This is a genomic window from Yoonia sp. SDW83-1, assembly GCF_046762885.1.
In the GTDB taxonomy this organism is placed as follows: Bacteria; Pseudomonadota; Alphaproteobacteria; order Rhodobacterales; family Rhodobacteraceae; genus Yoonia.
Genome location: NZ_JBKQXO010000032.1, coordinates 1 through 21,956 on the forward strand (window position 1 = coordinate 1; position 21,956 = coordinate 21,956).

The window sequence follows — 21,956 nt, forward strand, 5'->3', positions numbered from 1 at the left end:
GAGGACGTGTTCTCGATCTCCGGCCGTGGTACAGTTGTGACCGGTCGTGTCGAGCGTGGCGTGATCAATGTCGGCGACGAGATCGAGATCGTGGGCATCCGCGACACCAAGAAGACGACCTGCACAGGCGTTGAAATGTTCCGCAAGCTGCTGGACAGCGGTGAAGCCGGCGACAACATCGGTGCCCTGCTGCGCGGTGTGGACCGTGAAGGTGTTGAGCGTGGCCAGGTGCTGTGCAAGCCCGGTTCGGTCAAGCCGCACACCAAGTTCGAGGCCGAGGCCTATATCCTGACCAAGGAAGAGGGTGGCCGTCACACGCCGTTCTTTGCCAACTACCGTCCACAGTTCTACTTCCGGACCACAGACGTGACCGGCACTGTTGAGCTGCCCGCAGGCACCGAAATGGTGATGCCGGGCGACAACCTGAAGTTCAACGTTGAACTGATCGCCCCGATCGCCATGGAAGACGGCCTGCGCTTCGCCATCCGCGAAGGCGGTCGCACCGTCGGCGCCGGCGTGGTCTCCAAAATCGTCGAGTAACCCGTAGGATGGGGTTCCACCCCACCTGACGCCAAGACAAACAAAGGCCGCTCCAATTGGGGCGGCCTTTTGCGTTATTCGCCCAGCATCGCGCGAAGGGCTCCCTCTGACGCATCATCTGTCGGAATCATCAACTCTACCTCAAATCCGGCCACCAGTGCGTCCTGCACCGAGGCGATATGCCCGACCATTGAGGTCATGTTGATGATGCCACCTTGCGGCAATCTGATCTGAATTGGCACATAGACCGGCGCGCGGTCCTGTTCGATCATCAACCGGGGCAGATGATCGAACAGACCCTTTGACTTGGCGTCCGAAAAGGCCGCGGCGATGTCAGGGTTTTCGGCGGCAGCAGCCTGAAGCCGGAAATAGAGGACTGGGCTGACTTCTTCCCAATTGGCGATGATGGCCATGAAATCCGGCGACAGGATCTGGCGCAGAAAGCTTGGACTGTTGTCATCGTCATTGCCCAGACCGCCGAAGAATAACTTGGCCGCATCGTTCATACGCAGGATGTTCCAGCTTGCATCCAGGACCAGCGCCGGAAACGGCCAGTTTGCCAGGACCCGACGTTCGATCATATCCAGCGTCGCGCCGACATCGGCGTCATCGAAGCGACGGACCTGATACGGGTTGGCATAACCTGAGGCTGCAAACAGGTTCGAGCGCTGATCGGCGCTAAGGTTCAACTGGGTGCATATGCGTGTCAGAAACTGCGGCGTCGGGCGCGAGCGGCCTGTCTCCAGAAACGAAATGTGACGCTGGGTCGATTCCAGCTGACTGGCCAGTGCCATTTGCGACAGGCCAAGTGCCGCGCGCACCGTGCTCAGGACTTGGCCAAAGGCAGGTTTGTTTATGGTCATTATTCCCTCCAAGGGAATTGTCCGCATTCCCTATGGGCCATAGCTACCCCAAAGATATCAGATGGAGAAGAGAATGCTGTTTTGGATACTGATCGGGATCGTCGTCTATTTTGTGGCTGTGGTGACGCCCAGCACCATCCTGATCCCGCAAATCGGGTTGGGATCATATGTCGGGCCACGCGACCTTCGTCCGGAAATTGGTAAGTTGGAAGGCCGGGCCAAGCGGGCTGTGGACAATCTGCGCGAAAGCTTTCCCGTCTTTCTGGGGCTTGGCGCTTTGGTTCTTGCGATACCAACTGCTGATATAGGCTTGGCGACGACGGGTGCCGCGACATTCGTGATTGCACGCGCCGCCTATCACATTGTCTATCTTATGGGCATCCCGCTGCTACGCTCTGCGATCTGGACCGTAGGTGCTGTTGGTCTGGGGCTTATGGCCATCGCACTGATCTAGGGGCCGGGGGGCAGGCCGACCATCGCGTCGGCCTCAGCCGTTGTAGTTTCCATGAATTTGCGGATTTCCTCGCGCCAAAACTCCGACTCGTCCGGGGCAAGCTTGCGCGGCACTGTTTCATGAAACTGCCGAAACACATAGGCTCCGCTTTTGTACGGGCGTGGCACAAGCATTTGATCCCAGGACGACATCCGTTTCTGACGCTGGGTGGAAAAAGCGTAGCAGAACAGGGGCAAGCCGGTGACACGCGCCCATTCAAGCACAGCACCTTGAACTTCCAACGCCGGGCCGACGGGCCCGTCGCCAGTCATCCCGATACTGACCTTTTCTCTGACCCGCTTCAGCACAGTGCGGGATGCGGCCCGGTTGGACAATCTGCGTGACATTTCCATTGGGTGCAGGCCGACCCGACGATGCAACGCACCGGCCAATCGTCCGACGGGTGAGTTGTTGTAAAGACTTGAGAGCGGCGCATCGGCCACCGGCCAGTGTTCAGCCGCCATCAGACAACGGCTGTGCCACATCACCAGCAGTATCGGCCCTTCGGCTAACGCTGCGTTCAGGTCCTCAAGACCGCGCGCTTCCCATGTGATGGTCCGCTGACACCGACCAAGGTACCGGCCCGCGACAGCGGCCAGTAAGTTTGCCAGCGTTTCCGATTTTTCGATGCGTTTGCGTAGGGACACGAGGGGCAGGGGCCTTGACTGGTCAGTTCATCCCCTGTTTCGACATTTCTGCACGTGAACACAAGTCTGCCGCACCTTCCCTCTTGATCCGGCTTTCGTTTCGGACTACCCCGGCAGCCGGTCGTAGGGGTATAGCTCAGTTGGTAGAGCGGCGGTCTCCAAAACCGTAGGTCCCGGGTTCAAGTCCTGGTGCCCCTGCCAGACCCGATCACCGCCTGTCGGAGGATCCAACTTTTCCATGACATCAGCGGACGATTTTAGCGTGGCCTTTCATGTGGGCGCTCATAAGACGGCAACATCACATTTGCAGTGGTCATTACGCGATGCCTGTACCGCGTTGGCCGATCGAGGTGTGCGTTACTATGGGCCTGCGCATTTTCGTCTGCCCGGGCGCTCGATCCAGCGGCTGTTCGGCTTGCGTGGCAAACCCCACAAGCAACAACGCAGTCCGCAGGATCAGCTTGCGCTGCTGCGAAAGGGCGCGCAGCGGCTGGTTCTGAGCGAAGAAAACTATATCGGCGTGTTGAACAGTCCGCGCCCGAAAACTGTCAAGCTGCGCTATCCCGAGGCCGCCACGAGGGTGAATGCGCTGGCGCGTGCCATGGACGCGTGTCAGATTGATGTTTTTCTTGGCATCAGGAACCCTGCTACCTTTCTGGCGTCTGCCTATAGTCAGATGCTGTTGGGCGGGCGTTTGATGACCTTTGATCAGTTTTTGGAACTGAGCCCGCTGGCTAGCGTGAACTGGTTGTCATTGGTCAAACGGTTCAGCCGGGCAGCAGGTGTGCGCAGCGTCACCGTCTGGCAATACGAGGACTACGAAGCGCTATTCGATCAAATCTGTTCGGCCATGGTCGGCGCAGACGCTGCAGATGTCGTGACGCCAATCAATGAGCGTGTTCACCCAGGGTTTTCGCGGGCGGCCGTCGATCATATCCTTTCGCGAAAGGGCGCAGAGGATGCCGCCGCCTTGACCCAGGCTGCGCGCAGCCAGTACCCGACAGGCCCGGAATATGCGGCGTTCGACGGCTTCAATGTGGCGGATCACGCCCGCGCTGCTGAGGTCTATGCCAAGCAGATCGCGGATATTCAGGCACTTCCAAAGGTCACGTTGCTGCAACCCTGATAAAACTGGCGCAAACCAGCCTTGAAATTAAGGTGAAGTCGCCGTATGTCGCGACATGATCTGACAAAGGACCGTCTTCCATGGCCATCGCCAACCCTGCCAAGTTTATCCAAGAGGTTCGCGCCGAAATCTCCAAGGTCGTTTGGCCGACACGCCGCGAAGTCATCATGACGACGATCATGGTCTTCATCATGGCGGCGCTGACGGCGGTCTTTTTCTCGCTGGTTGATCTTGTGATCCGCACGGGGCTGTCTTCGGTTCTCAGCTATTTCGGCGGATAGATCGTACGCGCGAAATCGGTTTAGCCCCCTTGAAAACGTCGGGCGGCGGCGGTAAGAGCCGTCAACTTCCGAAAATGGCGTGCGGCGAATCGAGTTGCACGCCGCTTTTATTTTCGGGACTGGCGATTTCGCCGAGAAAAATTGGAAATTGGGGTCGACAAAGGCCTCGCGACGACAAGGTGCTCTGACAGATGGCCAAACGGTGGTATTCGGTAAGCGTTCTCTCGAATTTCGAGAAGAAAATCGCAGAGGCGATCCGCACCAAGGCGGAAGAAAAGGGCCTGTCCGATCAGATCGACGAAGTGTTGGTTCCGACCGAGGAAGTGATCGAAATCCGTCGCAACAAGAAGGTGACTGCCGAACGGCGTTTCATGCCCGGCTATGTGCTGGTGCATATGGAAATGTCTGATGAGGGCTATCACCTGATCAACTCCATCAACCGCGTTACCGGATTTCTGGGTCCGCAAGGCCGCCCGATGCCGATGCGCGATGCTGAAGTGCAGGCAATCCTGGGCCGCGTGCAGGAAGGCGAAGACGCACCACGGACACTGATCCACTTCGAGATTGGCGAGAAGGTCAAAGTCAACGACGGTCCGTTCGAGGATTTCGATGGCATGGTTGAGGAAGTTGATGAAGATAACCAGCGCCTGAAGGTGACGGTGTCGATCTTTGGCCGGGCCACCCCGGTTGAACTGGAATTCACGCAGGTTTCCAAACAATAATCTTGCGTGTTCAGACGTGGGAGGGCTGCGGCCCGAACCACGGCATAACCGCCCGTAAGGGCAATGTAGGATGAGCATCGCTCATCGCTGAAAAAAGGAGAGGCCACATGGCCAAGAAGATTATGGGGACGCTTAAGCTGCAGGTTCCTGCAGGGGCTGCGAACCCGTCCCCACCCGTCGGTCCTGCGCTGGGTCAGCGCGGCATCAACATCATGGAATTCTGTAAGGCGTTCAACGCCAAGACGGCTGATATGGAAAACGGCGCGCCTTGCCCGACCGTTATCACCTACTATCAGGACAAGTCGTTCTCGATGGAGATCAAGACGCCACCTGCGTCCTACTACATCAAGAAAGCGGCCAAGCTGAAATCTGGTTCAAAGACACCAGGCAAAGCAACTGCCGGTTCGATCACTGGTAAACAGGTTCGCGAAATTGCCGAAGCCAAGATGAAGGACCTTAATGCGACCTCTATCGAAGGCGCAATGCTGATCATCGCGGGTTCTGCCCGCTCTATGGGCATCGAGGTGAAGTAATGGCAAAGTTTGGTAAGCGTACAACAGCAGCGCGTGAAGCATTCGCTGGCAAACATAACATTTCGGTGGCCGAAGCGGCATCGTTGGTCAAAGACAACGCCAAGGCCAAGTTCGACGAAACCGTTGAAATCGCGATGACGCTGGGTGTTGACCCGCGCCACGCCGATCAGATGGTCCGTGGTACGGTCAACCTGCCCCACGGCACAGGCAAGACCGTGCGCGTCGCCGTTTTCGCCCGAGGCGACAAGGCTGACGAAGCCAAGGCAGCAGGCGCCGATATCGTCGGTGCAGAGGACCTGATGGAAACTATCCAGGGCGGCACCATCGATTTTGATCGTTGCATCGCCACACCCGACATGATGGCTATCGTTGGTCGTCTGGGTAAAGTCCTTGGCCCACGTAACCTGATGCCGAACCCGCGTGTTGGCACGGTGACGATGGACATCAAGGAAGCTGTTGAAGCTGCCAAAGGCGGCCAAGTGCAGTTCAAGGCCGAGAAAGCCGGTGTTGTGCACGCCGGTATCGGCAAGGCGTCTTTCACTGCCAAGCAGATCGAAGAAAACATGCTGGCCTTTGTCGACGCCGTTGGCAAAGCCAAGCCAAGCGGTGCCAAGGGCACTTACATGAAAAAGATCGCCGTAAGCTCGACTATGGGCCCTGGCGTGTCGGTTGACGTGTCATCTGCGACAGGCAACGCTTAAGTCGCAAAGCGCAGTCAGATGAGTAAGCGGCGGGCTCTCGAGAGCCCGCCGTTTCTTATTTTAGGAGCTTCTGATTGAATGTTTTTGACGTCAATTTTCCAAAGGTTCTCTGACAAACCCCAGAAATGGGGACTTGGCTTTCCCCTCATCTGGCAGTAACCAACAACCCTGGCCCGGAAGAGTGATTCGTTCGGGCCTTTATTCGTCCGAGACGGTGGGTTGGCCACATGCCAGTAATTCCTGCCTGAGACGGGATAGACCAGATTTTTCGAGGCTCTCCTCGTTCGCACCTGGCTCGCCCCGTTTGCATGGACTGTAGACTGTCGGGCGGCGGTGCCGCCGGGCAAAATTGAGCCGGGGGAAACCCCAAACTTGGAGTGAAACTGTGGATAGAGCACAAAAAGAACAGCTGGTCGAAGATCTCGGCCAGATCTTTGAAAGCTCTGGCGTCGTTGTGGTTGCCCACTACGAAGGCATGACAGTTGCTGAAATGCAGGACCTGCGCGCGCAAATGCGTGAAGCGGGTGGGTCCGTGCGCGTTGCCAAGAACAAGCTCGCCAAAATCGCTCTTGAGGGCAAGCCCTGCGCAAGCATCGCTGAATACCTCTCGGGCATGACCGTACTCGCCTATTCCGAAGACCCTGTCGCTGCTGCGAAGGTCGTGGACAAATACGCCAAGGGCAATGACAAACTTGTCGTCCTCGGCGGTGCAATGGGCGATACGGCGCTGGATCCAGCCGGTGTGAAATCGGTTGCCGGGATGCCAAGCCGCGAGGAGCTTATCGCTTCCATCGTGGGTTGCATCGGGGCACCTGCTTCGAACATCGCCGGGGCCATTGGCGCGCCTGCTTCAAACATCGCGAGCACTCTTTCGACCATCGAAGAGAAGGCTGCATAAAGCATCTGAACTGTCCTGGGGTTGAAACCCCGACGTTGGAACACACTTAACGGAAACGGAAAGCATAAAATGGCTGATCTGAAAAAACTGGCTGAAGAGATTGTTGGTCTGACCCTTCTCGAAGCACAAGAACTGAAAACCATCCTGAAGGACGAGTATGGCATTGAGCCCGCTGCTGGCGGTGCTGTCATGATGGCTGGCCCCGGTGGCGACGCTGGCGAAGCTGCTGAAGAGAAGACTGAATTTGATGTCGTGCTGAAAGAAGCTGGCGCACAGAAAATCAACGTCATCAAAGAAGTCCGCGGCATCACCGGTCTTGGCCTGAAAGAAGCCAAGGACCTGGTCGAAGCTGGTGGCAAGATCAAAGAAGGCGCTGCAAAAGCAGAAGCCGAAGAGATCAAGGCAAAGCTGGAAGCAGCTGGCGCGACGGTCGAACTGGCTTAAGTCAGATACAGGCGAAAGACAATTTCGCCCAAATAATAAGGCTGGACTCGCAAAATGCGGGTCCAGCCAAACCTGTCTTAGAGGTCGGCCAAACGCTGACCGACCCCTTGGGTAGGTTTCATGTCGGGAGGTTGCCGGTGGGACGGCAGCCACGAATAGACATCAGACCCCCGGTCAAATGGGTGAGGGATCGCAGCCCGGGCGATCTCGCATTCGAGAGACAAACAAAAGGTGATATCGCACATGGCTTCCTCCTTCCTTGGTCAGAAACGCCTGCGTAAATATTACGGTAAAATCCGTGAAGTACTCGAAATGCCGAACCTCATCGAGGTTCAGAAATCTTCTTACGATCTGTTCCTGCGCTCTGGCGACAGTGATACGCCGCTCGACGGTGAAGGCATCAAGGGTGTCTTCCAGTCGGTGTTCCCGATCAAGGATTTCAACGAAACCGCTGTTCTTGAATTCGTCAAGTACGAGTTGGAAAAGCCGAAATACGATGTCGAGGAATGTCAGCAGCGTGACATGACCTACAGCGCGCCGCTGAAGGTCACCCTGCGTCTGATCGTATTTGATGTGGACGAAGATACCGGCGCGAAATCCGTCAAGGACATCAAGGAACAAGACGTATTCATGGGCGATATGCCCTTGATGACGCCCAATGGCACTTTCGTCGTGAACGGCACCGAGCGCGTGATCGTATCCCAGATGCACCGTTCCCCCGGTGTGTTCTTCGATCACGACAAGGGCAAAACCCACTCTTCCGGCAAACTGCTGTTTGCCTGCCGCATCATCCCATATCGCGGTAGCTGGCTCGACTTTGAATTCGACGCCAAGGACCTCGTGTTCTGCCGGATCGACCGCCGCCGCAAACTGCCTGTGACCACCCTGCTTTATGCGCTGGGCATGGACCAGGAAGGCATCATGAATGCCTATTACGACACGGTCGAATACAAGCTGGACAAAAAGGGCAAGGCCTGGACAACAAAGTTCTTCCCGGAACGCGTGCGCGGCACCCGCCCTGCCTTTGATCTGGTGGACGCCAAAACCGGTGAAGTGATCGCCAAGGCCGGCGAGAAAGTGACCCCACGTTCGGTCAAGAAGCTGATCGATGCCGGCGAAGTAAAAAACCTGTTGGTCCCTTACGAGCAAATTGTCGGCAAATTCGTCGCCCAGGATATCATCAACGAAGAAAACGGCGCGATCTATGTCGAGGCCGGTGATGAACTGACCCTTGAACTGGACAAGGACGGCGAAGTCACGGGCGGCACGTTGAAAGAGCTGATCGACGCCGGCATCAAGGCGATCCCCGTACTCGACATCGATAACATCAATGTCGGCGCCTACATGCGCAACACGATGGCGTCGGACAAGAACATGAACCGCGAAACCGCGCTCATGGATATCTACCGCGTCATGCGTCCGGGCGAACCGCCAACCGTGGACAGCGCATCGGCTCTGTTCGACACGCTGTTTTTTGACAGCGAACGGTACGACCTGTCCGCCGTTGGGCGCGTGAAAATGAACATGCGCCTCGATCTGGATGCCGAAGACACCATGCGCACCCTGCGCAAGGAAGACATCGTCGCCTGTATTAAGGCGCTGGTCGAACTGCGTGACGGCAAGGGCGATATTGACGATATCGATCACCTTGGTAACCGCCGCGTCCGTTCGGTGGGCGAGTTGATGGAAAACCAGTACCGCGTCGGCCTTCTGCGGATGGAGCGCGCGATCAAGGAACGCATGTCATCGGTCGAAATCGACACCGTGATGCCGCAGGACCTGATCAACGCGAAGCCTGCCGCTGCTGCCGTGCGCGAATTCTTCGGCTCCAGCCAGCTGTCGCAGTTTATGGACCAGACCAACCCGCTGTCCGAAGTAACGCACAAGCGGCGCCTGTCGGCCCTTGGGCCCGGCGGTCTGACGCGTGAACGTGCTGGTTTCGAAGTGCGCGACGTACACCCGACCCATTATGGCCGGATGTGCCCGATCGAAACACCCGAAGGGCCGAATATCGGTCTGATCAACTCGCTGGCGACCTTTGCCCGCGTGAACAAGTATGGCTTCATCGAAACACCATATCGCAAAGTGGTGGACGGCAAGGTGACGGACGACGTTAGCTACATGTCCGCGACCGAGGAAATGCGCCACACCGTGGCACAGGCCAACGCGAACATGAACGAAGACGGGTCTTTCAAGAACGATCTGGTTTCGACCCGGATGAACGGCGACTACACACTGGCCCCACGCGAAAACGTGGACCTGATCGATGTGTCGCCAAAACAGCTGGTGTCGGTTGCGGCCTCGCTCATTCCATTCCTGGAAAATGACGACGCCAACCGTGCGCTGATGGGTTCGAACATGCAGCGTCAGGCGGTTCCACTGCTGCAGGCAGAGGCACCACTGGTCGGCACCGGGATCGAAGAAGTTGTGGCCCGCGACTCTGGTGCGGCGATCATGGCCAAACGGGCCGGGATCATCGACCAGGTCGACGCACAGCGGATCGTTATTCGCGCCACCGAAGATCTCGAACTTGGCGATGCCGGGGTCGATATCTACCGGATGCGCAAATTCCAGCGGTCCAACCAGAACACCTGCATCAACCAGCGCCCGCTGGTGAAGGTGGGTGATACGGTGCAAAAGGGTCAGGTGATTGCCGACGGTCCGTCCACCGATATCGGTGAACTGGCGCTGGGCAAGAACGTGGTCGTCGCGTTCATGCCGTGGAACGGCTACAACTACGAAGACTCGATCCTGATCTCCGAACGCATCGTGCGCGACGACGTCTTTACTTCGATCCATATCGAGGAATTTGAAGTCGCCGCCCGTGATACGAAACTGGGGCCAGAGGAAATCACCCGCGACATTCCAAACGTGGGCGAAGAAGCCCTGCGTAACCTCGATGAGGCGGGCATCGTCTATATCGGCGCCGAAGTCGGGCCAGCAGACATCCTCGTCGGCAAGATCACACCAAAAGGCGAAAGCCCGATGACGCCAGAGGAAAAACTGCTGCGCGCCATCTTTGGTGAAAAGGCATCGGACGTGCGTGACACATCCCTGCGCCTGCCACCGGGTGATTTCGGCACAGTGGTCGAAGTCCGTGTGTTCAACCGCCATGGCGTGGAAAAAGACGAACGTGCGCTGCAGATCGAACGGGAAGAGGTCGAACGCCTTGCCCGTGACCGCGACGACGAACTCGCGATCCTGGATCGTAACATCTATGCGCGCCTGTGGGACATCATCTCTGGCAAGAAAGCTGCCAAGGGGCCCAAAGGCTTCAAGGCAGGTTCGATCGTCACCGAAGAAAGCGTGGCCGATCTCAGCCGCGGTCAGTGGTGGCAGTTGGCCATGGAAGACGAAGACGACGCAAAAATCGTCGAAGCGCTCAACGAACAGTATGAAATCCAGAAGCGCGCGATGGATGCACGGTTCGAGGACAAGGTCGAGAAGGTTCGCCGCGGCGACGATCTGCCTCCGGGCGTGATGAAGATGGTCAAGGTCTTCGTGGCGGTAAAGCGCAAGCTGCAGCCCGGCGACAAGATGGCCGGTCGTCACGGGAACAAGGGTGTGATTTCCAAGGTCGTTCCGATGGAAGACATGCCGTTCCTCGCGGACGGGACACCGGTGGATTTCTGTCTGAACCCGCTGGGCGTGCCATCGCGCATGAACGTCGGCCAGATCCTGGAAACACACATGGGCTGGGCCGCACGCGGCCTGGGCATCCAAATCGACGAAGCGCTTGGCGAATACCGGCGCTCCGGTGATCTGACCCCTGTGCGCGAAGCGATGAAAATAGCCTATGGTGACAACGTCTATGACGAAGGCATCGCCGGGATGGACGAAGACACGCTGATCGAAGCCGCCGGCAACGTGACGCGCGGTGTGCCGATTGCGACCCCCGTCTTCGACGGCGCAAAAGAAGCAGACGTGAACGACGCGCTGGTGCGTGCCGGATTCGACACTTCGGGCCAATCGGTTCTTTACGATGGCCGCACAGGTGAACAGTTCAGCCGCAAGGTGACAGTGGGCGTGAAATATCTGCTGAAACTGCACCACCTGGTCGATGACAAGATCCACGCACGCTCCACCGGGCCTTACAGCCTTGTCACGCAGCAGCCTCTGGGTGGTAAAGCCCAGTTCGGCGGCCAGCGTTTCGGGGAAATGGAGGTCTGGGCACTGGAAGCTTATGGCGCCGCTTACACACTGCAGGAAATGCTGACGGTCAAGTCGGATGACGTGGCAGGGCGGACGAAAGTCTACGAAAGCATCGTCAAAGGCGAGGACAATTTCGAGGCCGGCGTGCCTGAATCGTTCAACGTGCTCGTGAAAGAAGTCCGGGGCCTCGGCCTCAACATGGAACTCCTGGATGCGGAGGATGAGGAGTAAGAGTTTTCGTCGCGAAAACTCTTGCGCGCTGAAAAGTCTTCGTCACGAAGACTTTTCGCCCCTCACCCGACGCACCCCAATTCAAGGAATTGAAGATGAACCAGGAACTGACAAACAACCCGTTTAACCCGCTCACCCCGGCGAAAACGTTTGACGAAATCAAGGTCTCTCTGGCCTCGCCCGAACGGATCCTGTCGTGGTCCTTCGGCGAGATCAAGAAGCCCGAAACCATCAACTACCGCACGTTCAAGCCAGAGCGTGACGGTCTGTTCTGCGCGCGTATCTTTGGCCCGATCAAGGATTACGAATGCCTCTGCGGCAAATACAAGCGCATGAAGTATCGCGGCGTCGTCTGCGAAAAATGCGGCGTGGAAGTGACCCTGCAAAAGGTCCGCCGCGAACGCATGGGCCATATCGAACTGGCCGCGCCCGTGGCCCATATCTGGTTCCTGAAATCGCTGCCATCCCGCATCGGCCTGATGCTGGACATGACGCTGCGCGATCTGGAACGGATCCTCTATTTCGAAAACTATGTCGTGATCGAACCCGGCCTGACCGACTTGACCTACGGCCAGTTGATGACTGAGGAAGAGTTCAACGACGCGCAGGACCTTTACGGCATGGATGCATTCCAGGCCAATATCGGCGCCGAAGCGATCCGCGAAATGCTGGCCCAGATCGATCTGGAAAGCGAGGCAGAACAGCTGCGCGCCGACCTGAAAGAAGCAACCGGTGAACTGAAGCCGAAAAAGATCATCAAGCGGCTGAAAATCGTCGAAAACTTCCTTGAGTCAGGCAACCGTCCCGAATGGATGGTGCTGACCGTGATCCCCGTGATCCCGCCGGAACTACGCCCGCTGGTCCCGCTGGATGGCGGCCGTTTCGCCACATCCGACCTGAACGATCTGTATCGCCGGGTGATCAACCGGAACAACCGCCTGAAGCGGCTGATCGAACTGCGCGCACCTGACATCATCGTCCGCAACGAAAAGCGGATGTTGCAGGAATCCGTCGATGCGCTGTTTGATAACGGCCGTCGCGGTCGCGTGATCACCGGCGCCAACAAGCGTCCGCTGAAATCGCTGTCCGACATGCTCAAGGGCAAGCAGGGCCGCTTCCGTCAGAACCTTTTGGGGAAACGGGTCGACTTCTCGGGCCGTTCGGTCATCGTGACCGGCCCGGAACTCAAGCTGCACCAGTGCGGCCTGCCCAAGAAGATGGCGCTCGAACTCTTCAAGCCGTTCATCTACTCGCGGCTCGAAGCCAAAGGGCTGTCCAGCACCGTCAAGCAAGCCAAGAAGCTGGTGGAAAAAGAACGGCCAGAGGTGTGGGATATCCTGGATGAGGTTATCCGCGAACACCCTGTCATGCTCAACCGTGCGCCAACGCTGCACCGTCTGGGCATTCAGGCGTTCGAACCCGTCCTGATCGAAGGCAAGGCGATCCAGTTGCACCCGCTCGTCTGTTCGGCCTTCAACGCCGACTTTGATGGTGACCAGATGGCCGTTCACGTCCCGCTGAGCCTTGAGGCCCAGCTGGAAGCCCGCGTGCTGATGATGTCCACCAACAACGTGCTGTCGCCTGCAAACGGCAGCCCGATCATCGTGCCGTCTCAGGATATGATCTTGGGCCTCTACTACACGACCATCATGCGCGACGGCATGAAAGGCGAAGGTATGTCCTTCGCCAATATCGAGGAAGTGGAACACGCCCTCACGGCTGGCGAGGTGCATCTACACGCCAAGATCGAAGCGCGGATGCCGCAGATCGATGAAGAAGGCAACGAGGTGATGACGCGGTTCGAAACCACACCGGGCCGCTTGCGGCTGGGTGCGCTTCTGCCGCTGAATGCCAAAGCACCATTCTCGTTGGTCAACCGGCTGCTGCGGAAAAAAGAAGTGCAGCAGGTCATCGATACGGTCTATCGCTACTGCGGTCAGAAAGAGTCTGTCATTTTCTGCGACCAGATCATGACGATGGGCTTCCGGGAGGCGTTCAAGGCGGGCATTTCGTTCGGCAAGGACGACATGGTTGTCCCTGACACCAAGTGGGAACTGGTTGATGAAACCCGTGATCAGGTGAAAGACTTTGAACAGCAATACATGGACGGCCTGATCACCCAAGGTGAAAAGTACAACAAGGTCGTCGATGCTTGGTCCAAAGCCAACGACAAGGTGACGGACGCGATGATGTCCACTATCTCGTCCACCGGCCATAATGAGGACGGTTCAGAAGCCGAGCCAAACTCGGTCTACATGATGGCTCACTCTGGTGCGCGTGGTTCGGTGACACAGATGAAACAGCTGGGCGGGATGCGCGGTCTGATGGCCAAGCCGAATGGCGAGATCATCGAAACGCCGATTATCTCGAACTTCAAGGAAGGTCTGACCGTTCTTGAATACTTCAACTCGACCCACGGTGCCCGTAAGGGTCTGTCGGACACGGCGTTGAAAACGGCAAACTCCGGCTACCTGACCCGTCGTCTGGTGGACGTGGCCCAAGACTGCATCGTGCGCGAAGTGGACTGTGGCACGGACATGGCGATTACAGCCGAGGCTGCCGTGAACGACGGTGAAGTGGTTGCGTCGCTGTCAGAGCGGGTATTGGGTCGTGTGGCTGCCGAGGAGATCCTTAAACCTGGCACTGACGAAGTGATCGTCGAAGTGGGTGAGTTGATCGACGAACGCAAGGCGGACATGATCGACGTGGCCGGCGTTGCGAAGATGCGAATCCGGTCGCCGCTGACCTGCGAATCCGAGGATGGCGTTTGCGCCATGTGCTACGGCCGTGACCTGGCGCGCGGTACGCGCGTCAATATCGGTGAAGCGGTCGGCATCATTGCCGCGCAGTCCATCGGTGAACCTGGCACGCAGCTGACGATGCGGACCTTCCACATCGGCGGTGTGGCCCAGGGTGGTCAGCAGTCGTTCCTGGAGGCATCACAGCCTGGCAAGATCGAGTTCCGCAATGCGCAATTGCTTGAGAATGCTGCGGGCGAGATGGTTGTCATGGGCCGGAACATGGTGCTTGCGATTGTTGGCGAAAACGGTGAGGAGCGGGCGAACCACAAGGTGGGCTACGGCTCCAAGGTCTTTGTGAAGGAAGGCAGCGATGTGCTGCGTGGCGACAAGCTGTTCGAATGGGATCCTTACACCCTGCCGATCATCGCCGAAAAATCCGGGACCGCGCGTTATGTCGATCTGGTCAATGGTATTGCCGTGCGTGAGGACACAGATGATGCAACGGGTATGACCCAACGCATCGTGTCCGACTGGCGTGCAGCACCAAAGGGTAATGAGCTGGCACCAAAGATCATCATCGTCGGTGCAGACGGAGAGCCCGCGTTGAAAGACGACGGCAACCCGGTATCCTATGGCATGTCCGTTGACGCGGTTCTGTCTGTCGAGGACGGTCAGGAAGTCAAAGCCGGTGACGTTGTGGCACGTATTCCGCGTGAAGGTGCCAAGACCAAGGACATCACCGGTGGTCTGCCGCGTGTGGCCGAACTGTTCGAAGCCCGCCGTCCAAAGGATCACGCAATCATCGCTGAAATTGATGGTTACGTGCGCTTTGGCAAGGACTACAAGAACAAGCGTCGTATCGCGATTGAGTCTGCTGATGATGCGGATATCAAGGTCGAATACATGGTGCCCAAAGGCAAGCACATCCCAGTTGCGGAAGGTGATTTTGTCCAGAAGGGTGACTACATCATGGACGGCAACCCGGCTCCGCACGATATTCTTGCGGTTATGGGGGTCGAGGCCCTTGCCGATTACATGATCGACGAGGTTCAGGACGTCTATCGTTTGCAGGGCGTGAAGATCAACGACAAGCATATCGAAGTGATCGTGCGTCAGATGCTCCAGAAATGGGAGATTCAGGACAGTGGTGACACTGTTCTGCTGAAAGGCGAAAACGTCGATAAGGCCGAGTTTGATGAAGCCAATGAAAAGGCGCTTGCGCGGGGTGATCGCCCTGCACAGGGTGAGCCGATCTTGTTGGGCATCACCAAGGCGTCCTTGCAGACACGGTCCTTCATCTCTGCCGCCTCGTTCCAAGAGACCACGCGGGTTCTGACCGAAGCATCGGTTCAGGGCAAGCGGGATAAGCTGATCGGTCTGAAAGAGAACGTGATCGTCGGCCGTCTGATCCCTGCAGGGACAGGTGGTGCAACGCAGCAGATGCGCCGTGTTGCAGCTGACCGCGACAACGTTGTCATCGAAGCACGCCGGGAAGAGGCGGAAGAAGCCGCAAGGTTGGCCGCCCCGATGGAGATGGCGAACGAGGTTTCAGATGAGAACGTGTTCGACGATCTGGTCGTGGACACACCTGAAAGCAGCAACGAGTAATCTCGCGACAATGAAGTGATTGAGGCCTCTGCAATAGCAGGGGCCTTTTTCGTTGCCGGGCTAGCGCACCGGATATTGCTACCTCTGGCCAGTGGTTTACTTCACTGATACGCCGCGAGGATGAAGATCATTTCGGACAACCTGCGCGGCGCGCTTTTGATGATGGGTGCCATGTGTGCCTACACCATCAATGATGCTTTCATGAAAGGACTGGCAGGGGAAGTTCCGCTGTTTCAGGCCATTCTGGTGCGTGGTCTTGGCGCGGCGGTCTGCCTTGCGGTCATGTGCCACGTCATGGGCCAGTTGCGTTTCGATCTGTCGCCGCGCGACTGGTGGTTGGTCATATTGCGAACAGCGGGCGAGGTTGCCGGGACCTATTTCTTTCTGACAGCTCTGATGAATATGCCCATCGCGAATATCAGCGCGATTATGCAGGCCTTGCCGCTGGCGGTTAGTCTGGCAGCGGCCGTTTTTCTGGGGGAAGCATTGGGGTGGCGCAGGCTTGTGGCGATCTGCGTCGGTTTTGCAGGTGTATTGTTGATCATCCAGCCCGGCGGGGCGGATTTTAACAGTTTCAGTATCTATGCGCTGATCACGGTCGCCTGTGTGACACTGCGTGATCTGGTCGTGCGGCGCATGTCCCGCAACGTGCCAGCGGTCTTTGTGGCCTTGGTCGCCGCAGTAGGCGTGATGAGCCTTGGCGCCATCGGATCGCTGTTCATCGAGTTACAGCCTCTCACCGGACAGGCAGGGCTCAAACTCGCTGGGGCGACCGTGTTTCTCAGTTTCGGCTACATCTTTTCGGTCACAGCCATGCGGTCGGGCGAGATCGGTTTTGTCGCACCTTTCCGCTACACCAGCCTGCTGGTGGCACTCCTTCTCGGTGTGATCGTCTTTGGTGAATGGCCCAATCTGCTGACCACTCTGGGGGCAAGCATCGTTGTGGCAACCGGACTTTTCACACTTTATCGGGAAAGGCAGTTGCGGATCCGACAACGTATGGTGCCGGACCGCTTTCGCTGAACCTACCGGCGCTCGCCATAGAAGACGCCTTCAACATCAAGATTGAAATCACCACGCACATCACCCGTGGCTGATCCGTAGACAGTATCACCAAAGCTGCGATCGTTTCGCACGGTGCCTTCCAGATCAAGAAACATGTCAGCGTCCAAATCATTGCCATTGATATCGACTGCGCCGATCCGGCCGCGGGCACCCGCATCCAGATCACCGTTATTCTCAAAGCCCGAGATTGTCAGTGAGCCGTCAAACCGTTGGTTGGGGATCCCGTTCTGATCAATCAGATTGATGTTGGTCACATCACCACCGATGTCATTATCGCGGAAATCTACCACCATGCGCATATCGGCCAATACGCTGCCCAATGTGTCACCGTTCACATCGGCGCCGATCTGGCCATCATAGGTGACAGTCCCTGTTGGAAGGTCAAATGTATCGGCAACCGGAAGCGTCGAGGCGCGCGCAGCATTCGCAAACGCCAGATCAACATCGCGGGCAGAAACAGATGGCGGGTTCGGTTCGCTGATAGTGCAGGCTGCCACAAATGGAAGTAGGGCAAGTGCAATGATGTAACGGGGCATCGGATGACCTCCTGAACAGGTGAGACCCGCAAAAACGGGGTTGTCTGCATCAGGAGGCAGGCACGGATGATCAGCAATAACAGCGAGATGTTATAGGATAACTTGAGGGCGACAATTGGGTTCTTTTCCCAAAGCGCCACTCAGCCTCAGGGCGCTACAGGTTGCTGACTTGCATAAAAGTCACCCGCAAATGGTATTGGTAAATCACCTTCAAAGTCAGCCTCAACTGATCCGAAGAGGCCGTCTGCTGTAGAATCATCGTTTACAATGTTTCCAGTGAAATCCACTCGCCCGAAAGTCATCCCACCCGGCTGATTATCTCTCAGGCGAATAGATTCGATCGTGCCTTCCATTCGCGCGCTGATGGTGCCGTCGGCCTCGACTCCTGACACCACATTCAAAGTACCAGTTGTTGAGATCGACTCCCCTGTGCGAGTCAGAACCGCGATGTTCGTCATGCTGCCATCGACTTCGGTCGAAACAAAATCGATCTGAAACTGAATGTCGGCAATCACGTCAGCGTCATTAAGCCCTCTTGTTGTTCGCGCGCTGATTTGACCGTCATACGTTACGAATCCAGCGGTGGGTGGCAGATCCGCTACGCCGGTAGGGGATAAGACCCTGAATCTGTCCGCCTCGGCGGCGAACGCAGCGACATCGTCTGAAATGTCAAACGTTGGTCCATCAGACCCGCCGGATGTTCCGCAGGCTGATAGCGCCAATATGCTTCCGGTCATCATAATTTTTTTCATTTTTCTGCCCCCATAAACAGATGTCGCGCCCCACACGTCAGGGTTTATAGGTGAACAGCATGTAACCGCAATGGGTTTGGCGGGCCCGCATCTTACATGACCCGATTTCGGCGCTGCCAGAACAAGACATGCGGCTGTTGAAACGGTCGCCGTCAGCCCCTGTTGACAGCCATTCCGCAACGCCCTATACGCCGCTCATCCGGGCTGGGGGGTGCCTCCGTTGTCCCGATATCATAATTGATGTGGCCAAGAACCGAGCACCTATCGCTTTGTTCCTCTGGAATATCACCGCACCGAACCTCCGGTAAGGGTTCGACTGCGGAATTTTTGTGCTTTTCAGAGATGATGGCACGTTTTTGAAACCCTCGCGTTTGCCGGACGCACCATGTGAATAGATGGGAACATCACACGATGCCAACGATTCAGCAGCTGATCCGCAAGCCGCGCCAGCCGAAAGTCAATAAATCCAAGTCGATGCACTTGGAATCCTGCCCACAGAAGCGTGGCGTTTGCACACGCGTCTACACCACCACACCAAAGAAGCCGAACTCGGCCATGCGGAAAGTCGCCAAGGTGCGCCTGACCAATGGCTTTGAGGTCATCAGCTACATCCCCGGTGAAAGCCACAACCTTCAGGAACACTCTGTTGTTCTGATCCGTGGCGGCCGTGTAAAAGACCTTCCCGGTGTGCGTTACCACATTCTGCGCGGTGTGCTTGATACCCAAGGTGTCAAAGACCGTAAGCAGCGTCGTTCGAAGTACGGCGCGAAGCGGCCGAAATAAGGATTTCGGCCGTCCCGGACTTGATCCGGGACCTCGCCGGTATTGGAACAAGAGGAAACATAGATGTCACGTCGTCACGCCGCTGAAAAACGCGAAGTTCTGCCAGACGCCAAGTTTGGCGATATCGTTCTGACCAAGTTCATGAACAACCTGATGGTCGACGGAAAGAAATCCGTCGCCGAAAAAATCGTCTACAACGCTTTTGATCGCGTTGAAGACAAGCTGAAGAAATCACCTGTCGAAGTCTTTCACGAGAGCCTGGACAACATCAAACCATCTGTCGAGGTGCGTTCGCGCCGCGTTGGTGGTGCGACCTATCAGGTACCCGTCGAAGTGCGCCCCGAGCGCCGCGAAGCACTGGCCATCCGCTGGCTGATCGCCGCTGCGAAAAAGCGCAACGAAAACACCATGGAAGAGCGCCTTGCAGGCGAGCTGATTGACGCGGTCCAAGGCCGTGGTACAGCCGTCAAAAAGCGTGAAGACACCCATAAAATGGCCGACGCGAACAAAGCGTTCAGCCACTACCGCTGGTAATAGGGAAAGTACCTCAAATGGCACGCGAATATCCCCTTAGTCGGTACCGGAATTTCGGTATCATGGCCCATATCGATGCAGGTAAAACCACCTGCTCGGAGCGGATCCTGTATTACACAGGCAAGTCCCACAACATCGGCGAAGTGCACGATGGTGCGGCCACCATGGACTGGATGGAGCAGGAACAGGAACGTGGCATCACGATCACGTCCGCTGCGACAACAACATTCTGGCAGCGCCAGGAAGAGCCGACAGCCGACGCGACTTCCGACACCAAGTTCCGGATGAACATCATCGACACGCCCGGCCACGTTGACTTCACCATCGAAGTAGAGCGTTCGCTGGCCGTGCTTGACGGCGCGATCTGCGTTCTGGACGCCAATGCTGGCGTTGAGCCGCAGACAGAAACAGTTTGGCGTCAGGCTGACCGCTACAAGGTGCCGCGCATCGTTTTCGTCAACAAGATGGACAAGATCGGTGCCGACTTCTTCAAATGCGTCGACATGATCGAAGACCGCACCGGTGCAAAGACTGCGCCTGTGCAAATTCCGATCGGTGCCGAGACAGAGCTGGAAGGCATCGTCGATCTGGTAACCATGAAAGAGTGGGTCTATGCAGGCGAAGACCTTGGTGCTTCTTGGGAGCAGCGCGAGATCCGTCCTGAGTTGAAGGACAAGGCTGACGAATTCCGTGCCAAACTTGTCGAAACGGCCGTCGAAATGGACGATGACGCGATGATGGCTTACCTCGAAGGTGAAGAACCCGATGTCGACACGCTCCGCAAGCTGATCCGCAAGGGTACACTGGACATGGCATTTGTGCCTGTGCTGGCTGGCTCTGCTTTTAAAAACAAAGGTGTGCAGCCTCTGTTGAACGCCGTGATCGACTATCTGCCCAGCCCGCTGGATGTTGTCGATTACATGGGCTTCAAACCCGGTGACGAAACAGAAACCCGCAACATCCCGCGCCGTGCCGATGACGACATGGCATTCTCGGGCCTTGCGTTCAAAATCATGAATGACCCGTTTGTTGGTTCTCTGACCTTCACACGGATCTATTCCGGTACGCTCAAGAAGGGCGACACCATGCTCAACTCCACCAAGGGGAAGAAAGAGCGTGTGGGCCGGATGATGATGATGCACTCGATCAACCGCGAAGAAATCGAGGAAGCCTTTGCCGGCGATATCATTGCACTGGGTGGCCTGAAAGACACCACAACCGGTGATACGCTCTGTGCCCAGAACGACCCGGTCGTACTGGAAACGATGACCTTCCCCGATCCCGTGATCGAGATCGCGGTCGAGCCCAAGACAAAGGCCGACCAGGAGAAGATGGGGATCGCATTGCAGCGTCTGGCGGCAGAAGATCCATCCTTCCGCGTGGAAACTGACTTTGAAAGCGGTCAGACCATCATGAAAGGCATGGGCGAATTGCATCTCGACATCTTGGTCGACCGCATGAAGCGGGAATTCAAGGTCGAGGCAAACATCGGTGCGCCACAGGTGGCTTACCGCGAAACCATCGGCCACGCTGTCGAACATACCTATACCCACAAGAAACAGTCGGGTGGGTCCGGTCAGTTTGGTGAGGTCAAACTCAACATCATGCCGACAGAGCCAGGCGAAGGGTATTCGTTCGAGTCCAAGATTGTTGGTGGCGCGGTTCCGAAGGAATACATCCCCGGCGTCGAAAAGGGCATCCAGTCGGTGATGGACTCCGGTCCGCTGGCAGGCTTCCCCGTCATCGACTTCAAGGTCGAGCTTCTGGACGGTAAGTTCCACGATGTGGACTCCAGCGTGCTGGCGTTCGAAATCGCCGGCCGGATGTGTATGCGTGAAGGCATGCGCAAGGCCGGGGCCAAGCTGCTCGAACCGATCATGAAGGTCGAAGTGGTGACACCGGAAGAATATACCGGCGGCATCATTGGTGACCTGACATCGCGTCGGGGCCAGGTGCAGGGTCAGGATACGCGCGGTAACGCCATCGCGATCGAGGCATTCGTGCCGCTGGCCAACATGTTCGGCTACATCAACACCTTGCGGTCGATGTCATCGGGTCGTGCGAACTTCACGATGCAGTTCGATCACTACGAACCGGTGCCACAGAACATCTCTGACGAGATCCAGAAGAAATACGCTTAAGCCTTCGGGCTTGGGCGCCCCGGACATGGTTCCGGGGCCACACAATAACGAACATTTAAGGAGCCACACCATGGCAAAGGCAAAGTTTGAACGGAATAAGCCGCACGTGAACATTGGCACGATTGGTCACGTTGACCACGGCAAGACGACGCTGACGGCGGCGAT

The 21,956-nt window shown here is 57.0% G+C and carries 20 protein-coding genes and 1 tRNA gene; 17 read left to right on the forward strand and 4 right to left on the reverse strand.

The window, feature by feature from the left end; translation table 11 throughout:
- A partial coding sequence (locus ACFWW4_RS21970) for an EF-Tu/IF-2/RF-3 family GTPase (protein WP_411892416.1) occupies positions 1–540 on the forward strand: 540 nt, incomplete at its 5' end.
- A 74-nt stretch (positions 541–614) separates the two neighbouring features.
- On the opposite strand, the gene ACFWW4_RS21975 is transcribed toward ACFWW4_RS21970, so the two are convergent.
- Complete coding sequence (locus ACFWW4_RS21975) at positions 615–1,403, reverse strand: helix-turn-helix domain-containing protein (protein WP_411892793.1); 789 nt, start codon at positions 1,401–1,403, stop codon at positions 615–617.
- Between the two features lie 73 nt (positions 1,404–1,476).
- Here ACFWW4_RS21975 and ACFWW4_RS21980 point away from each other — a divergent pair, with 73 nt between their 5' ends.
- Entirely contained in the window at positions 1,477–1,857 is a 381-nt protein-coding gene (locus ACFWW4_RS21980; RefSeq protein WP_411892794.1) for an MAPEG family protein, read from the forward strand.
- Here ACFWW4_RS21980 and ACFWW4_RS21985 read toward each other — a convergent pair.
- Complete coding sequence (locus tag ACFWW4_RS21985) at positions 1,854–2,543, reverse strand: lysophospholipid acyltransferase family protein (protein ID WP_411892795.1); 690 nt, start codon at positions 2,541–2,543, stop codon at positions 1,854–1,856. The genes ACFWW4_RS21980 and ACFWW4_RS21985 overlap by 4 nt on opposite strands.
- Positions 2,544–2,668: 125 nt before the next feature.
- Between ACFWW4_RS21985 and ACFWW4_RS21990 the strand changes: the two genes are divergently transcribed.
- From ACFWW4_RS21990 to ACFWW4_RS22040, 11 genes are all read left to right on the forward strand, one after another.
- Positions 2,669–2,744: transfer RNA gene (locus ACFWW4_RS21990), tRNA-Trp, on the forward strand.
- A gap of 37 nt (positions 2,745–2,781) precedes the next feature.
- Positions 2,782–3,669 (forward strand): hypothetical protein, encoded by an 888-nt coding sequence (locus ACFWW4_RS21995; RefSeq protein WP_411892796.1) that lies wholly within the window; start codon positions 2,782–2,784, stop codon positions 3,667–3,669.
- Between the two features lie 80 nt (positions 3,670–3,749).
- Entirely contained in the window at positions 3,750–3,950 is a 201-nt protein-coding gene (secE, locus tag ACFWW4_RS22000; RefSeq protein ID WP_393925523.1) for a preprotein translocase subunit SecE, read from the forward strand.
- Between the two features lie 191 nt (positions 3,951–4,141).
- Entirely contained in the window at positions 4,142–4,672 is a 531-nt protein-coding gene (nusG, locus tag ACFWW4_RS22005; RefSeq protein WP_393925524.1) for a transcription termination/antitermination protein NusG, read from the forward strand.
- A gap of 107 nt (positions 4,673–4,779) precedes the next feature.
- Positions 4,780–5,205, forward strand: a complete 426-nt coding sequence (gene rplK / locus ACFWW4_RS22010; RefSeq protein ID WP_393925525.1) for a 50S ribosomal protein L11 — start codon at positions 4,780–4,782, stop codon at positions 5,203–5,205.
- Positions 5,205–5,906 carry a 50S ribosomal protein L1 gene (gene rplA, locus ACFWW4_RS22015; RefSeq protein ID WP_393925526.1) on the forward strand — a complete coding sequence of 234 codons (702 nt, stop codon included), beginning with the start codon at positions 5,205–5,207 and terminating at the stop codon, positions 5,904–5,906. Before rplK ends, rplA begins: the two co-directional genes overlap by 1 nt.
- Before the next feature lie 385 nt (positions 5,907–6,291).
- The gene (rplJ, locus tag ACFWW4_RS22020; protein WP_411892797.1) at positions 6,292–6,804 is read left to right on the forward strand and encodes a 50S ribosomal protein L10; all 513 of its coding nucleotides are present in this window, start codon (positions 6,292–6,294) and stop codon (positions 6,802–6,804) included.
- A 69-nt stretch (positions 6,805–6,873) separates the two neighbouring features.
- Positions 6,874–7,248 (forward strand): 50S ribosomal protein L7/L12, encoded by a 375-nt coding sequence (gene rplL, locus ACFWW4_RS22025; protein WP_393925528.1) that lies wholly within the window; start codon positions 6,874–6,876, stop codon positions 7,246–7,248.
- A 243-nt stretch (positions 7,249–7,491) separates the two neighbouring features.
- On the forward strand, positions 7,492–11,631 hold the full coding sequence (gene rpoB, locus ACFWW4_RS22030; protein WP_411892798.1) for a DNA-directed RNA polymerase subunit beta: 4,140 nt from the start codon (positions 7,492–7,494) through the stop codon (positions 11,629–11,631).
- Positions 11,632–11,726: 95 nt separating this feature from the next.
- Positions 11,727–15,980, forward strand: coding sequence for a DNA-directed RNA polymerase subunit beta' (gene rpoC / locus ACFWW4_RS22035; RefSeq protein WP_411892799.1), 4,254 nt, complete (start codon positions 11,727–11,729; stop codon positions 15,978–15,980).
- Between the two features lie 120 nt (positions 15,981–16,100).
- Positions 16,101–17,003, forward strand: coding sequence for a DMT family transporter (locus ACFWW4_RS22040; protein ID WP_411892800.1), 903 nt, complete (start codon positions 16,101–16,103; stop codon positions 17,001–17,003).
- 2 nt (positions 17,004–17,005) lie between these two features.
- On the opposite strand, the gene ACFWW4_RS22045 is transcribed toward ACFWW4_RS22040, so the two are convergent.
- Positions 17,006–17,581 (reverse strand): hypothetical protein, encoded by a 576-nt coding sequence (locus ACFWW4_RS22045; RefSeq protein ID WP_411892801.1) that lies wholly within the window; start codon positions 17,579–17,581, stop codon positions 17,006–17,008.
- A gap of 146 nt (positions 17,582–17,727) precedes the next feature.
- Positions 17,728–18,333: a hypothetical protein gene (locus ACFWW4_RS22050; protein ID WP_411892802.1), complete on the reverse strand. Its 606-nt coding sequence runs from the start codon at positions 18,331–18,333 to the stop codon at positions 17,728–17,730.
- A gap of 411 nt (positions 18,334–18,744) precedes the next feature.
- Between ACFWW4_RS22050 and rpsL the strand changes: the two genes are divergently transcribed.
- The 4 genes from rpsL to ACFWW4_RS22070 all read left to right on the forward strand — a co-directional run.
- Complete coding sequence (gene rpsL / locus ACFWW4_RS22055) at positions 18,745–19,116, forward strand: 30S ribosomal protein S12 (protein WP_045998418.1); 372 nt, start codon at positions 18,745–18,747, stop codon at positions 19,114–19,116.
- A gap of 63 nt (positions 19,117–19,179) precedes the next feature.
- A complete protein-coding gene (rpsG, locus tag ACFWW4_RS22060) occupies positions 19,180–19,650 on the forward strand; it encodes a 30S ribosomal protein S7 (RefSeq protein ID WP_393925534.1) in 471 nt (156 codons plus the stop codon).
- Positions 19,651–19,667: 17 nt separating this feature from the next.
- On the forward strand, positions 19,668–21,791 hold the full coding sequence (gene fusA, locus ACFWW4_RS22065; protein WP_393925535.1) for an elongation factor G: 2,124 nt from the start codon (positions 19,668–19,670) through the stop codon (positions 21,789–21,791).
- Between the two features lie 70 nt (positions 21,792–21,861).
- A partial coding sequence (locus ACFWW4_RS22070; RefSeq protein WP_018590913.1) for a GTP-binding protein occupies positions 21,862–21,956 on the forward strand: 95 nt, incomplete at its 3' end.

What these genes read in the sequence shown, in the direction of transcription:
- ACFWW4_RS21995 (WP_411892796.1), top strand. Translation starts at nt 2,782, where the DNA reads ATGACATCAGCGGACGATTTTAGCGTGGCCTTTCATGTGGGCGCTCAT.
- rpoB (WP_411892798.1), top strand. Translation starts at nt 7,492, where the DNA reads ATGGCTTCCTCCTTCCTTGGTCAGAAACGCCTGCGTAAATATTACGGT.
- nusG (WP_393925524.1), top strand. Translation starts at nt 4,142, where the DNA reads ATGGCCAAACGGTGGTATTCGGTAAGCGTTCTCTCGAATTTCGAGAAG.
- rpsL (WP_045998418.1), top strand. Translation starts at nt 18,745, where the DNA reads ATGCCAACGATTCAGCAGCTGATCCGCAAGCCGCGCCAGCCGAAAGTC.
- ACFWW4_RS21980 (WP_411892794.1), top strand. Translation starts at nt 1,477, where the DNA reads ATGCTGTTTTGGATACTGATCGGGATCGTCGTCTATTTTGTGGCTGTG.
- rpoC (WP_411892799.1), top strand. Translation starts at nt 11,727, where the DNA reads ATGAACCAGGAACTGACAAACAACCCGTTTAACCCGCTCACCCCGGCG.
- ACFWW4_RS22045 (WP_411892801.1), bottom strand. Translation starts at nt 17,581, where the DNA reads ATGCCCCGTTACATCATTGCACTTGCCCTACTTCCATTTGTGGCAGCC.
- ACFWW4_RS22040 (WP_411892800.1), top strand. Translation starts at nt 16,101, where the DNA reads ATGAAGATCATTTCGGACAACCTGCGCGGCGCGCTTTTGATGATGGGT.
- secE (WP_393925523.1), top strand. Translation starts at nt 3,750, where the DNA reads ATGGCCATCGCCAACCCTGCCAAGTTTATCCAAGAGGTTCGCGCCGAA.
- rplK (WP_393925525.1), top strand. Translation starts at nt 4,780, where the DNA reads ATGGCCAAGAAGATTATGGGGACGCTTAAGCTGCAGGTTCCTGCAGGG.
- rplA (WP_393925526.1), top strand. Translation starts at nt 5,205, where the DNA reads ATGGCAAAGTTTGGTAAGCGTACAACAGCAGCGCGTGAAGCATTCGCT.
- rplL (WP_393925528.1), top strand. Translation starts at nt 6,874, where the DNA reads ATGGCTGATCTGAAAAAACTGGCTGAAGAGATTGTTGGTCTGACCCTT.
- ACFWW4_RS21975 (WP_411892793.1), bottom strand. Translation starts at nt 1,403, where the DNA reads ATGACCATAAACAAACCTGCCTTTGGCCAAGTCCTGAGCACGGTGCGC.
- ACFWW4_RS22050 (WP_411892802.1), bottom strand. Translation starts at nt 18,333, where the DNA reads ATGAAAAAAATTATGATGACCGGAAGCATATTGGCGCTATCAGCCTGC.
- fusA (WP_393925535.1), top strand. Translation starts at nt 19,668, where the DNA reads ATGGCACGCGAATATCCCCTTAGTCGGTACCGGAATTTCGGTATCATG.
- rpsG (WP_393925534.1), top strand. Translation starts at nt 19,180, where the DNA reads ATGTCACGTCGTCACGCCGCTGAAAAACGCGAAGTTCTGCCAGACGCC.